Origin of the sequence: Actinomadura kijaniata NBRC 14229, assembly GCF_001552175.1 — a bacterium.
In the GTDB taxonomy this organism is placed as follows: Bacteria; Actinomycetota; Actinomycetes; order Streptosporangiales; family Streptosporangiaceae; genus Spirillospora; species Spirillospora kijaniata.
Genome location: NZ_BCQR01000023.1, coordinates 1 through 13,437 on the forward strand (window position 1 = coordinate 1; position 13,437 = coordinate 13,437).

Below are 13,437 nucleotides of genomic sequence, written 5' to 3' on the forward strand. Positions count from 1 at the left end.
CCACGCTCGGGCACGCCACGTTCTGGGGCGGCGCGTTCTGGGGTGGCGCGCTCCGAAGTGGGGCGTTCTGGGGTCGTGGGGCGTGGGTTGGGAGGAGCTGGTGTGTTGCGTTCGGGGTTGGGGTGGTCGGGGGTGGGTTGCTCTGGTGGGAGGCGGCGGGGTGCGGTGTGTTTCCGGGGGGAGCGTTCGGGCTCCGTGTCGGGGTGGTCGCGTGTGGTGTGACGTGGTGCGGGGTGTTCGACGCGGCCGGGGAAGGCGTGCTTCCGGGCGGGGCGCTCCGCTTCCGCGTGGCGGGGGGCGGCGGGTTCCGGCGCGGTGCGTTGCCGTGGCACGTTCACCGGCTCGGCGTTTGCGGGGGCGGGCCGGTCCGGCGGGGTGAAGCGGGCGTTCAGGAGGGTGAACAGGGAGGTCGTCGGGGTGACCACCCCGCGCAGGTCCGCGGGCAGCGCGTCCGCCGGGACCGGGGTGTCGGGGGACGGGAGGTCGGTGGACTCCGGGCCCACCAGGATCAGGCGGGGGGCCAGCCACAGCAGGAACAGCGCCTCGGCCCCGGTGTCCTCGTCGCCGTCCACGATCACCACGTCGAACGTCTCCCCCGGCGCCACCGTCTCCGGCACCCGCCACAGCGGGACCAGGCGGGCGGGGGACATGGCCTTCTCCAGGTGCGCGTTCCACGCCCGGGCCGCCACCAGGTCGCGGTGCCGGGACTCCGCCTCCGCCAGCGCCCGCCGCAGGTGCGCCTCGGTGGGGGAACGCGACATCGCCGCCAGCCTGCCCGCCGCGTGCGCCCACGCCCACGCCTCGTCCCAGTGCTCCGCCCGGGACGGCCACTCCGGCGACGGCACCGTCAGCGCGTCGGTCAGCTCGGGGTGGACGGCGGCCAGCCGTTCCAGGTGGTCCGCCCGGCGCAGCTGGGCGGCGCGCGTGCGGCGGGCCTCCGCCAGGTCGATGAGCGCGTCGCCGTAGGCCTCCGCGTCGCGGGCCTCGACGGCCGCCAGCGCGCGGTGCAGCTCGGGCGGGTCGTCGGGGGTCGCGCCGATGGAGTCCCGCAGGGCCGCCAGGTCGGCCGCCGCCCGGCTCACGCCCTGGGCCAGCAGCACGTTCTCCAGCGCCGCCGTGTAGGCGTGCCACTGCAACGGGTGCGTCAGGGGGATGTTCAGGCCCGCCTCGCGCAGCAGCTCGGTCGTCTCCTCGATCGCGGGCAGCACGTCGCGGACGCGCGCCAGCCTCGCGTGCGCCCGCGCGAACCGCGTCACCCGGTCCGGCAGCGGCACGTCCGCCGGGAACGACACCCCCGCCGCCTCCCACACGTACTGCAACTCCTGGCAGGCCATCCGCACCATCAGGTGCGTGCGGACCGCCTCCAGGCGTTCGGGGGTGGTCGGCGGTTCGCCGTTCACGGTGACCGAGGTGAGCAGGGTCTCCGCGTTCCGCTGCACGGTGGGCCGCAGCGGGCCGCGTTTCAGGGTGCCGCCTCCCAGCAGGTAGGCGCGCAGTTCCTGGGCGGAGGCCACCAGGTGCCGCAGGTGGGGTTCGTCCGGGGGGATCTCGACGTGGCGGTCGCCGAGGGAGGCCATGGCGCGTTCGGCCCACTCCGCCTGGGGGGCCAGCTCGGCGACGCGCGCCCACACGGCGGGGCGGCGGTGGGCCAGGGCGTCGGTGAACGCGCGGGCGGCGTGGTCCGCGTCGTCCCATCCGCCCGGATGGCCCGCCAGACCCAGGTCGCGCAGCGCGCTGCGCACGGTCGTCGCCCGCACGTCCAGGCGCGCCAGCAGCGCCACGTCGCAGCGGCGCAGCCGCCGCGACAGGTCGGTCTCGTTGCGTTCCGCCTCGGCGGCGGCGGCCGCCTCCGCCTCGATCAGCGTCCGCACGTAGGGCGCGCCGGGCAGCGCGCGCGGGTCCACGTCGCGGTGGCGGGTGCGGTCCTCGCCGGTGTCGGCCATCAGGCGCACGAGCTCGGCGGCCTCGGCGGCGGTCAGCGGCGGCGTGGTCGGCAGGTCGGGGCGGGGCGGCAGCCAGTCGAAGCGGTCGGCCTCGGCGGCGATGCGGCGGGCCAGCGCGGCGCGGTCGCCCCGGTAGCCGGGGCCGAGGTCGCAGTCGCCGGTGTCCTCGGTGAGGCGGAGCCGCTCCTTCAGCTCGGCGACGACCTGCGCGGCCTCCCCCTCCCGGCGGACCAGCGCGTCCACCGGCTCCGGCTCGCCCCGCAGCGGGAACGCCCCCGGATCGCACAGCACCGCCACCCGGGGGTGCAGCGCGTCCCCCAGGTCGGCGCCGGTCGCCACCAGCACCCGCAGGCCCCGCGCCAGCAGGCCCGCCAGCAGGTCCGCGACGACCTGCGGGGTCCGTTCGGGAACGTGCAGCACCGGCGAGCGCGCCCCCGGCTCCAGGAACGCCGCGACCCCCGGCGGCGTCTCCCGCTCCGCCGCCAGGCCCGCGTAGTGGTCGGCCAGCGTCCCCGGCCGCACCACCAGGGCGGGCGCCAGCCGGAGCAGCGGCACGGACGGCGGCGGGCCCGCCGGGGCCGCCCAGTCCTCCCGGAACGCCACCGTCTGGTCCCGGAACGCCACCGCGCACCACTTGCGCAGCACGTCCGACGCCGACGCGCGCAGCCCGACCCCCTGCCCGTCGCGCACCGCGTCCCACACCCAGTCGGTGCGCGCGGGCCGGAACCCGGGCAGGCCCGCCAGCAGTTCGCGGTCGCGCAGCCGGGTGGGGCCGTCCAGGACGACGTCGAGGCGTCCGGACCGCGCGTCGGCGACGACCCGGACGGGTGTGGTCAGCAGGTGCCCGCGCACCGCGGGCCCCTCGGCGGGCCGCCACGCCAGCAGCCCGGTCGCCAGTTCCGCCGCGCCGCCCCGGGCGGCCAGTTCCGACAGCGGGCCGTGCCAGGGGCCCGCCGGGACGGCGAACAGCGTCTCGCCCGGCCCGGCGTCGTCGTTCACGCGCACGTCGCCGGGCAGGTCGGCCAGCCAGTACACCTGCGGCTCGGTTCCCGGTCCGGCACGGTCGCGCCGGGCTCGGGCCAGGTCGCGCAGGAATCGGAGCAGCCGGGAGTCGGCGGGGTCGGGCACGTCCGCTCCTTCCCTGCGATAGGGACTGCTTCGCCCGATCTAAGTACCTATGGGGAAGCCTGTCACCTGATCATCCAGAGAACAGTCAAACCGGAACATCCGTCGGGGCGCCGCCCGATTCCGCCGCCCCCCGCGTTCGCCCCCTCACCTGGGGAACCTCACCTGGCGTGTCCATGGCGTCACGGAGATCGAAGTTCCGGCCCGCGGCGGCCGCGGCCGAGAGCTCCTTTCGGGACGGGTACGGACCGTGGCCAGACCAGCGTCCACAGAGAACCCGACGACCTGCCCTCGGAACGTCAGGTGATGGCCCTGGCCACGCGCGTCGCATATGGCGATCTCGATGACGCGTCGTACTTCGACCCCATCGATCGCAGAGCCTCGAACCTCGGCGAGCGCGAAGCGCCCCCGCCCCGCCTCTTCAGTTGGATCCACCGACGCCGCAAGGCGTCAACGCGCGCCCCCGCCTACGGCCGGGACGCGGCCTGACTACCTGACGTCCACGGGCTCCCGTGTCCGGCCCGACGGCCGGACACGGGAGCCTCCCGGAGTCCTGGTTCGCCGCGGTGTCGCGTCGGTCAGTGCGTGCGGGCGTGGTGGCGGTCCTGGCTCGGGAGCATGACCCACAGGACCGCGTAGACGATGAACTGGGGGCCGGGCAGCAGGCAGGACAGCAGGAACAGGATGCGGACCACGGTGGCCGACATGCCGAACCGGCGGGCCAGGCCGGCGCACACCCCTGCGATCATGCGTCCGTCGCGCGGGCGGTAGAGGCCGTTCATGTTCACTCCGATTCGTGTCGGGTCGGTGTCTCTTCGGTGTCTCGTCGACGTCTTCCACGCTACGGAGCACCTACCCGCCACGAATCGGCCTAACGGCTGGTTCGCCTCCACTACCTGGGGATTAAGGGATGTCCCCTAGTGGTCGGTCCGTGGAGTTGTAGGCGGCGACCAGGTCCGGGAGGCCGGTCAGGTCGTCCAGGACGAACGTCGCCTCCGCCAGCGCCCCGGGGTCCTCCTGGATGTGGCCCCACGGGCCGCGCCGCAGGAACGCCGCGTGCATCCCGAACCGCAGCGCCGGGCGCAGGTCGTTGTCGATGCGGTCGCCGACGTACAGGACGTGGTCGGGCAGCACGTCGGCGAGCTGGGCGCAGCGTTCGAAGAACTCCGGGGACGGCTTCTCCACGCCCCACACGTCGGAGATGCCGAGCACGTCGTAGGGCAGGCCGAGCGCGGCGAACTGCGCCTCGGCCCCGACGGGCTGGTTGCCCGCCACGCCCACGAACAGGCCCTGCCCGCGGAGCCCGGCCAGGCAGTCGTGGGCGTCGGGGTACAGGTCGGCGGGGCCGAACCCGTTGGGCACCCCGGCGGCGGCGCGCTTGGCCTCCTCCTCGGCCAGGTCGAAGCCCGGCTTGAAGTACTCGAACAGGTCCATGTGGGTGCCGCCGGTCGCCAGCAGCGCGCCGAGCTTGGTCAGGAACGTGTGCCGGGGCACGCCCAGCCAGTCCGCCCACCGGCCGTAGATCTCGCCCTCGTTGACGAGGGTCTCGCCGATGTCGAAGAAGACGGCCTGGATGGGGCGGTTCGCCGTGGCGGGGAACTCGTCGGGGAAGGTCTCGGTCACGCGGCGCCCAGCTCCACCGACTCGCCGGGGGCCAGCCGCCGGAACTCCCGGCCGATGCGCTCGCCCGCCGCGCCGACGTGGGTGTTCATGACGTTCAGGCCGATGTCGTTGAGCAGGCCGTCGTGGATGACGAACGCGCGCTCGGGGTTCACCTCGGCGCTGTAGTCGTACAGTTCGGGGATCTTCATCCAGGGGGCGTTGCCGGGCAGGCACAGGGTGCGGACCGGCTCGTCGGGGACGGTCAGCGCGTCGCCGGGGTGGAAGACCTCGCCGTCGACCAGGAAGCCGGTGTTGGGGATCGGCGGGACGTCGGGGCGCAGGATCTCGTGCTCGCGGCCGTAGACGTGGATCTCGAAGCCCGCGACGGTGACGGCGTCGCCGTGCCCGACCTGGTGGACGCGTCCGCCGAGGTCGGCGAGGTTCTCGGCGACGACGCGGGAGGTCCACACCTCCAGCGCGGGGTCCTCGGCCATGGCCTTGCGGAGCGCGTCGGCGTCGAAGTGGTCGAAGTGCTCGTGCGTGATCAGGACGGCGTCGGCGGCGGCGAGGGCCTCGGCCGCCCCGCTGAACGCGCCGGGGTCGATGACCAGGGTCCGGTCGTCCTTCTGGAGCCGCACGCAGGCGTGTCCGAGCTTGGTGAGACGCATACGCGAAATCTTCGCACGCCGGTGTCGCGGCGCAGGTCACGGCCCACCGCCGAATCATGCCGAAACGGTCGGCGGCCGCCGGATCCGTTATAGGCGCAGCTCGGGCGGGCGGCGGCCGGATCGGGCCGTTGACCGGGCCCTCGCCCGTTGATAGAACACGTTCTACTTTCAGGTGTGGTGGCGAGGAGGCCGCGCATGCCCGTTCCCGACCAACGCGATCCCGAGGTCACCCGCGCGATCCTGACCCGGTGGCTGGACCGGCACCTGCCGGGGGTGTCCATCCCCATGATCGAGACGCCGCAGACCAGCGGCTTCTCCAGCGAGACGCTGATGTTCGACGCGGCCTGGACCGATCCGGACGGCACCGGGCGCCACGAGCCGTTCGTGGCGCGGGTCGCCCCGGCCCGCTACCAGATCTTCCCCGAGCCGCGCTTCGCCGACGAGTACCGGCTGATGCGCATCCTGGACGAGCGCACCGACGTGCCCGTCCCGCCGATCCGCTGGTACGAGCCGTCCCCCGAGCCGCTGGGCGCGCCGTTCTTCGTGATGGGGCGGCTGGAGGGGCGGGTCCCCACCGACATGCCGCCCTACCACTCCGGCGGCTGGGTCACCGAGGTCCCGCCGGAGGAGCGGGCCGCGATGTGGTGGTCCACCCTGGAGATCGTCGCGAGGGTCCACCGGCTCGACGTCGGGGCGCTCGGCCTGCGCTTCCTCGACCGGCCGGAGTGGGGCGCGACCGGGCTGGAGCAGCGCCTCAACTACTACGAGCACTACCTGCGCTGGGCCTACGACGGCCCGCAGGAGGTCGCGGTGCGCGCGCTGGAGTGGCTGCGCGCGCACCGGCCCGACGAGCCCGACCCGCCGGTCCTGCTGTGGAACGACGCCCGCATCGGCAACGTGATCTTCCAGAAGGGCGTGCCGGTCGCCGTCCTGGACTGGGAGACGGCCGTGCTGGGCGCGCCGGAGGAGGACCTGGCCTGGTTCCTGTTCCTGGACCGGCACCACTCCGAGGGCATCGGCTTCCCCCGGCTGGAGGGCTTCCCCTCGCACGCCGAGACCGTCGAGCGCTACGAGGCGCTGCTCGGCCGCCCGGTGCGGGACCTCGGCTACTACGAGGTCCTGTCGGGCTTCAAGTTCTCCTGCATCATGGCGCGGATCGGCCAGGCGATGATCGACTTCGGGTGGATCGAGCCGGGCGACGCGTTCCCGCACGACAACAACTGCACCCGGCTGCTGGCCCGCATCCTGGAGGACGCCCCGTGACGCTGTCCCCGCTCGACGACTACCCGATCCACCAGGCCCCCGAGGTGATGCGGCACGTCGCCACCTCCGACCGCAACTTCTACGACCGCTACTACTTCAACGTCCACCCCTGCTCCGACGACCTCATGCTGATCATCGGGATGGGGCAGTACCCGAACCTCGGCGTCACCGACGCCTACGCCCTGCTGCGGCGCGGCCCGCTCCACCGGGTGGTGCGGGCCTCCCGCGAGCTGGGCCTCGACCGGATGGACACGACCGTGGGGCCGTTCCGGGTCGAGGTCCTGGAGGGCCTGCGGCGGCTGCGGGTCACGCTGGACGACAACGAGCACGGGCTGGCGTTCGACCTGACGTGGGAGGGCTCGATCCCCGCCCAGCTCGAACCGCCGCACTACGTGCGCTGGCAGGAGCGCGTCATGTTCGACTCGCGCCGCCTCGCCCAGACCGGCCGCTGGTCCGGCCACCTCACCGTCGACGGCGAGCGGATCGAGGTCACCCCCGACCGCTGGTGGGGCTCGCGCGACCGCTCCTGGGGCATCCGCCCGGTCGGCGAGCCGGAGCCGCCGGGCATCCAGGTCAGGAACGCCGGGACGTTCTACTGGCTCTACACGCCGATCCAGTTCGCCGACCACTCCGTCCTGGCGATCATCCAGGAGGACGAGAAGGGCCGCCGCGTGCTGGAGGAGGCGGTCCGGGTGTGGCCGCAGGAGGGCCGCGACCCCGAGTACCTGGGCCGTCCCGAGTACCACCCGGTCTACGCCGAGGGCACGCGCGACGTGGTGGACGCGACGATCGCGTTCGGCCCGCCGGGCGGCAAGCCGTTCGAGATCCGCGCGACGCCGATCCTGCCGGTCCACATGATGCTCGGCACCGGCTACGGCCTGGAGCCGGACTGGAAGCACGGCATGTACCAGGGGCCGGAGCCGAAGGTGCAGGGCATCGCCTACGACGCCCGGAACCCCGACGACGCGGCGCGGATGTGGGGAATGATCGACGCGGTGGCCCGGTACGAGTACGTCGACGGCGGCGGCCCCACGGCCGAGACGACGGGCTATGGCCTCTACGAGTACTGGGCGCTCGGCCCCCACCCGTCGTTCCCGGACTGAACCCGGGCCGGAACGCGCGCGGCGCCGACGCGGACGCGCCGGCGCCGCGCTTCACGCCGTTCGGGCTTCCTGGTCGAGCGGGGAGCGGACCAGGGACGCCGGAACGGCGCTACCGCGGGCGGTGCCGGCCCCCGTCAGACCGCGTCACCCCCGGCGATGGTGAACTCCACCTCCCCCTGCGGGTCGACCTGCGCGTCGAGGGTCTTGTCGTCGAGCAGCTGCGCCACCTCGGGTTCGAGGTAGACGCGCGCGCCCTCCTCCTCGACGATCTGGTCGCCCGCCTCCGGCGCGGCGGCCACCGACAGGCGCAGCGCGTCGGAGCCGTTGACGCCGGGTTCGATGCGGATGCCGGTCTCGGGGGGAAGCTCGGGGTTGGCGGTCACGGTACGGATCACCTGGACGGCGCCGTCGGTCAGCGTGAGCATGGTCTGCTCCCTCATGTCTTCCGTGGTTCGGGGTCGGACGCGCGCTGCCCTGCCCCGCCCGTCCCACCCCTAAACCTCGGCCTCAGGAGGGGCCGGGGAGGCGTTGTGCCAGCCAGGCGTACGCGCGGGGCAACATGTCCCGCCATACCCGGACGTTGTGACCGCCGGTCGGGACGATGTACGTGAACGCCCGTGTGGGCGGTCTCACGCGCGGCAGGAGCGCGTCGATGGCGGTGACCGTGCCGGGGTCCTCGCGGCTGCCCGCCAGCAGCAGGTCCACGGCGGGACGGGAGGCCAGCAGCTCGACGGGGCTGTTGGCGCGGGCCAGCGCCGGGGACCGCCGCAGGTCCGGGGAGGTGGGCCGGAAGTAGCCCGCCAGGCTGACGGCCGCCCGGTACCGGTCCGGGTGCCGGGCGGCGAGCTTGGCCGCGCAGAACCCGCCGGTGGAGTAGCCCATCGCCGCCCACGCGGAGGCGTCGGGCAGGGCGCGGAAGTGCCCGGTGACGATGCGGTGGATGTCCTCGGTCAGCCAGGTGGCGACCTTGGGGCCGCCCGGGATGTCGCTGCACTCGGTGTCGCGGCCCGGCTGCACGGTGATCGTCGGGGCGACCAGGATCGCGGGCCGGGCCTGCCCGCGGCGCAGCGCCTCGGCGAACCGGTCCGCCCCGCGCATCGCGCCGAACCACGTCCACGACGAGCCCGGGAAGCCGGGGAACAGCTCGATGACCGGGAACCGCCGGCCCGCGTGGGCGGGATCGGAGTACTCCTCGGGCAGCCACACCCGCACCTCGGCGCGGACGCCCGACGCCGCCCCGACGGGGCGCGCGACGTAGGTGCGGCTGCGCCGGTCGTACCGGAACGGCCCGAGCCCGCGCCGCGTCCCGCCGCCCTGCGGCCCGACCGCCTGGATCTCGCCGCCGGCCGTCTCGCCGGAGCCGAGCAGGTCGTCCCAGGAGGCGTACAGGTGCAGGCCGCGGTTGATCAGCGTCCCGGCCAGCAGCAGCGCCGTGACCTGGCACGTCGCGATCAGCCCGAGCCGGGCGGCGGCGCGCGCGGCGCGCGGCCCGGGCAGCCGGTTCCACGCCAGCAGGCACCCGGCCGGAGCCGCGACCGCCAGCGCCACCAGCAGGACCAGCAGCGGCCAGCCCAGAAGCCCCATCCCCCGCCCCCAGTCGTCCCGTGCCGCCCGCGGGCGGTGGAACGACGGTAGGGATCCCCGGTGACCCTTCCGTGAACGCCGACTGAAGATCGTTTTGTCAGGAGGGGGCGGGCAGGCGCTCGGCCAGCCAGGAGTAGGCCTTGGGCAGCATGCGCTGCCAGACCTGGATGTTGTGGCCGCCGGTCGGGACGATGTAGGTGAACGCCCTGGTCGGCTGCTTCACCTTGGGCAGCAGCTCCTGGATGGCGGCGACCGTGCCGGGGTCCTCGCGGCTGCCCGCCAGCAGCAGTTCCACGGCCGGGTGCTTGCCGACCAGCGTCAGGGGGCTGTTGGCGCGTTCGGTCTTCGGGTCGCGCAGCAGGTCGGGGGCGGTGGGCCGGAAGTAGCCCGCCATGCTGACCGCCGCGCGGTACCTGCCCGGGTGCTGGGTGGCGAGCTTGGCCGCGCAGAACCCGCCGGTGGAGTAGCCCATCGCCGCCCACGCGGGGCCGTCGGTCCGCACCCGGAAGTGCCGGGCGACGATCTCGCGGACGTCGTCGGTCAGCCAGGTGGCGACCCTGGGGCCCTTGGGGATGTCGCTGCACTCGGTGTCGCGGCCCGGCTGGACGGTCATCATCGGCGCGACCAGGATCGCCGGCCGGCCCCGGCCCCGCTTCACCGCCTCGGCGAGCTGGTCGCCGCCGCGCATGCCGATGAACCAGGTGGACGGCGTGCCGGGGAAGCCGGGGAACAGCTCCACCACCGGGAACTTCTTGTGCGCGTGGGCCGGGTCGGCGTACTCCTTGGGCAGCCACACGCGGATCTCCCCGGTGACGCCCGACTTCGGGCCCTTCACGATCGCCCGGTAGGTGTGGGTGCGGCGGTCCATGCGGAACGGCCCGGTCCCCTGCCTGCCGCCGCCGACGCTGCCGCCGTCGTGCGGGCCCCTGTCGGGCGGGCCCATGGCCTGGATCTCGCCGTCCCGGGCGCCGGTGCCGAGCAGGTCGTCCCAGGAGGCGTAGAGCTGGAGGTCGCGGTTGATGACCACGCCGACCAGCAGCAGCGCGGTGGTCTGGCAGGTCGCGATCAGCCCGAGGCGCCCGAGCAGCCGCACGGCCCGGGGGCCCCGCAGCCGTCCCCACGCCAGCAGGCAGCCCGCGGGGGCCGCGACCGCCAGCACCACCAGCAGGACCAGCAGCGGCCAGCCGAGAAGAGTCATCATCCGCCCCCGTCGTTCGCGTCGCGCACCGGGACGCCGGGATCTGGTGATCACCGGCGTCCGGCAGATCAGACGCCACGGGAAGATCAGAAGTTGTCGGCAGCCGCCCTTTTTCTCCCTTTTGCGGGGTACCAATCGGCGGTCCGGCCGGTACCCCGCGGGGGCCGGAGGGTCAGTCCGCGTTCGGGGCCAGGGCGCGCACGGCCTCGGCCGGGGACAGGTTCCCGCCCGGGACGACCGCCAGCACCGGGGTGGTCAGGCCGCCGTCCACGTACTCGCGGACGCGGGCCCGGCACGCCTCCGGGGAGCCGTGCACGACCAGGTCGTCCACCACCTCGTCGGGGATGGCCTCCAGGGCCTTCCTGCGGTCCCCGGCGGCCCACGCCTCGTTCATCGGGCGCAGCGCCTCGCCCCGGCCCAGCCACTCGTGGAACGCCCGGTAGACCGGCACCGTCATGTAGGCGGCGATCATCCAGCGGCCGATCGCGCGGGCCTCCTCGGCGTCGTCGGTCGGGCACACGAACAGCCGGGCGATCAGCTCCTTGTCGTCGCCGAGCTCGCCGCGCACGGTGCGCACGTCCTTGGGCGCGAGCCAGTTGGTGATCGCGCCGTCGGCCTCGCGGGCAGCCAGCCGCAGCATGCCGGGGCGCAGCGCGGCCAGCACGATCGGCGGCGGGGAGGCGGGCGGGGTCTCCAGCTTGAAGCCCCTGACCGAGAAGGTGTCGTAGTCCTCCTTCACCTTCTCCCCCGCCAGCGCCCGGCGCAGGAAGCGCAGGGTGTCGCGGACGCGTTTGTACGGCTCGTCGAACGGGATGCCGTTCCAGCGCTGCACGATCGTGTCGGAGGAGGTGCCGATGCCCATCACGAACCGGCCGGGGGCCAGGTCGGCGAGGGTGGCGGCCTGCTGCGCCAGCAGCGCCGGGCCGCGCGTGTAGACCGGCACGATCGCCGGGCCGAGGCGCAGCTCGGGGGCCCACTGCGAGGCCAGGGCCAGCGGGGTGAAAGCGTCGGTGCCGTTGGTCTCGGCCGACCAGGCGTCGGTGTAGCCGAGGCCGGGCAGGCTCTCGACGATCTCGCGGTGCCCGGCCAGCGGCAGGCCGGTCATCGGAACGGTCAGTCCCCAGCGCGACATGGCGGTCTCCTCGGTCTCAGGCGATCGACGGCCGGATGACGGACCCGCCGTCCACCACCATGGTCTGCCCGGTCATCCAGGACGAGGCGTCCCCGGCGAGGAAGACGGCGGCGTTGGCGATGTCCTCGGGCTCGCCGAGGCGGCCGAGCGGCATGTACCCGGCGATCTGCTCCTCGTTGGCCTCCCACAGCGCGCGGGCCAGGTCGGTCTTGACCAGGCCGGGCGCGATGCAGTTCACCCGCACCTTCGGGGCCAGCTCCATGGCGAACTGGCGGGTGATGTGGATGACGGCGGCCTTGGTGGCGTTGTAGTAGCCGATGCCGTGCTCGGTGACCATGCCGCCGACCGACGCGACGTTGATGATCGCGCCGCCGTTGTCCTTCATCGACCGGTTCCAGGCGAGCTGGGTCCACTGCACGACCGCGAACTGGTTGACCTCGACGGTCTTGGCGGCGGCGGCCGGGGTGATCTCGGTCATCGGGCCGAAGTGCGGGCTGGTGCCCGCGTTGTTGACCAGGACGTCGAGCGCCCCGAACTCGGCGACCGCGGCGTCCACGCACGCCTCGGCCTGCTCGGCGCTGCCCACGTGGGCGGCCTTCGCCAGCACGCCCGCGTCCGGGTGGGCGGCGCGGATCTCGGCGGCCACCTTGTCCAGGGCCTCCTGCTTGCGCGAGGACAGCACGACGTTGGCGCCCTCGGCGGCCAGCGCGAACGCCGTCGCCCTTCCGATGCCCCGGGACGCCCCGGTGATCAACGCGGTCTTCCCCTGCAGTCCGGTCCGCATGCGCACTCCTTAGAGATGTGGCGTCGCCACGACAGAATCGGGCTCGGTTGCACTGTACCGAAGTGACTTACGAGTCAGTTACCTGGCGGGGCAGGTTCGGCCCGGCGATGACGAAGCGGCGGAACCGCTCGGCCGCCGGGCGCAGGGTCCGCCCGTCCGCCCAGGTCAGACCGATCTCGCGGAACGCGTCCGGCTCGGCCAGCGCGAGGTGCCGCACGCCGTGCGCGTCGGGTCCGCCGGGCTCGCCGGGCTCGGGCGGCGGCAGCACCGCCAGGCCGAGTCCGGCCGCGACCAGCCCCCGCACGGTCATGACCTCCTGCCCCTCGAAGGCGATGCGCGGCCGGAACCCGGCGTGCGCGCACATCTGCTCGAAGATCGGCCGCAGTCCCGCGTCGGGCCGGAACGCCACGAACGGCTCGTCCGCGACCTCGCGCAGCCGCACCCGGGCGCGGCGGGCGAGCCGGTGGTCGGCGGGCACGGCGAGCAGGAGCGGCTCGGTGACCAGCGGGTGCCAGGCCAGCGCCGGGCCGTCCGGGCGGGGGCTGGTGATGCCGAGGTCGGCGGCGCCCCCGGCGACGGCGGCGATGATCGGCCCGGCGTGGTCCTGGCTGAGCCGGAACGTCACGCCGGGGTGGTCGCGCCGGAACCGGCGGATCAGGTCGGGCACGAACGACGGCCCCTGCGTGTGCAGGAACGCCAGCGACACCTCGCCGCGCCCGGGGTCGGCGGCCTCGGCGAGGGCGCGGCGGGCGGCCTCCTCCTCGGCGACCAGGCGGCGCGCGTGCTCGGCGAACACCCTGCCGTAGGGGCTGAGCGCGACGCCGCGGCCCACCCGGTCGAACAGCGGGTGCCCGAGCTCCCGTTCCAGGCGGGCGAGGGCGCGCGACAGGCCGGGCTGGGAGACGCGCAGCTCGGCGGCGGCGTTCGTCACGTGCCCCAGCTCGGCGACCGCCAGGAACCAGCGCACGGTCTGCAGGTCCATACCGTCATGCATATCGCGCATCGGTTTCCGAGAAAAGAATCATTGGACGCATC

General features: G+C 74.2%; 12 protein-coding genes. 2 read left to right on the forward strand and 10 right to left on the reverse strand.

All coding sequences use genetic code 11. From position 1 onward, the window contains the following. The 4 genes from AKI01S_RS08610 to AKI01S_RS08630 all read right to left on the reverse strand — a co-directional run. On the reverse strand, positions 1-3,071 hold a 3,071-nt coding region (locus AKI01S_RS08610), incomplete at its 3' end, for a hypothetical protein (RefSeq protein ID WP_067813708.1). 575 nt (positions 3,072-3,646) lie between these two features. After that, positions 3,647-3,850, reverse strand: coding sequence for a PspC domain-containing protein (locus AKI01S_RS08620; RefSeq protein WP_067813713.1), 204 nt, complete (start codon positions 3,848-3,850; stop codon positions 3,647-3,649). Positions 3,851-3,971: 121 nt separating this feature from the next. Then, on the reverse strand, positions 3,972-4,691 hold the full coding sequence (locus tag AKI01S_RS08625) for an HAD family hydrolase (protein WP_067813716.1): 720 nt from the start codon (positions 4,689-4,691) through the stop codon (positions 3,972-3,974). Then, positions 4,688-5,338, reverse strand: coding sequence for an MBL fold metallo-hydrolase (locus tag AKI01S_RS08630; protein WP_067813719.1), 651 nt, complete (start codon positions 5,336-5,338; stop codon positions 4,688-4,690). Before AKI01S_RS08630 ends, AKI01S_RS08625 begins: the two co-directional genes overlap by 4 nt. A gap of 195 nt (positions 5,339-5,533) precedes the next feature. Here AKI01S_RS08630 and AKI01S_RS08635 point away from each other — a divergent pair, with 195 nt between their 5' ends. Together AKI01S_RS08635 and AKI01S_RS08640 are read left to right on the forward strand one after the other, a co-directional pair. Then, complete coding sequence (locus AKI01S_RS08635) at positions 5,534-6,601, forward strand: phosphotransferase family protein (protein ID WP_067813721.1); 1,068 nt, start codon at positions 5,534-5,536, stop codon at positions 6,599-6,601. Beyond that, complete coding sequence (locus AKI01S_RS08640) at positions 6,598-7,704, forward strand: Rv3169 family protein (protein ID WP_174567365.1); 1,107 nt, start codon at positions 6,598-6,600, stop codon at positions 7,702-7,704. Before AKI01S_RS08635 ends, AKI01S_RS08640 begins: the two co-directional genes overlap by 4 nt. Positions 7,705-7,838: 134 nt before the next feature. Here AKI01S_RS08640 and AKI01S_RS08645 read toward each other — a convergent pair whose 3' ends face one another. The 6 genes from AKI01S_RS08645 to AKI01S_RS08670 all read right to left on the reverse strand — a co-directional run bounded on the left by AKI01S_RS08645 (position 7,839) and on the right by AKI01S_RS08670 (position 13,384). Continuing rightward, the gene (locus AKI01S_RS08645) at positions 7,839-8,129 is read right to left on the reverse strand and encodes a Fe-S cluster assembly protein HesB (RefSeq protein WP_067813724.1); all 291 of its coding nucleotides are present in this window, start codon (positions 8,127-8,129) and stop codon (positions 7,839-7,841) included. A gap of 82 nt (positions 8,130-8,211) precedes the next feature. Further along, entirely contained in the window at positions 8,212-9,288 is a 1,077-nt protein-coding gene (locus AKI01S_RS08650) for an alpha/beta hydrolase (protein WP_067813726.1), read from the reverse strand. 97 nt (positions 9,289-9,385) lie between these two features. Beyond that, positions 9,386-10,489: an alpha/beta hydrolase gene (locus tag AKI01S_RS08655; RefSeq protein WP_083999190.1), complete on the reverse strand. Its 1,104-nt coding sequence runs from the start codon at positions 10,487-10,489 to the stop codon at positions 9,386-9,388. Between the two features lie 169 nt (positions 10,490-10,658). Beyond that, positions 10,659-11,618 carry an LLM class F420-dependent oxidoreductase gene (locus AKI01S_RS08660; protein WP_067813728.1) on the reverse strand — a complete coding sequence of 320 codons (960 nt, stop codon included), beginning with the start codon at positions 11,616-11,618 and terminating at the stop codon, positions 10,659-10,661. Positions 11,619-11,634: 16 nt separating this feature from the next. Further along, entirely contained in the window at positions 11,635-12,402 is a 768-nt protein-coding gene (locus AKI01S_RS08665; RefSeq protein WP_067813731.1) for an SDR family oxidoreductase, read from the reverse strand. A gap of 67 nt (positions 12,403-12,469) precedes the next feature. Beyond that, on the reverse strand, positions 12,470-13,384 hold the full coding sequence (locus AKI01S_RS08670) for a LysR family transcriptional regulator (protein WP_067813734.1): 915 nt from the start codon (positions 13,382-13,384) through the stop codon (positions 12,470-12,472). Between the last annotated feature and the right edge of the window lie 53 nt (positions 13,385-13,437).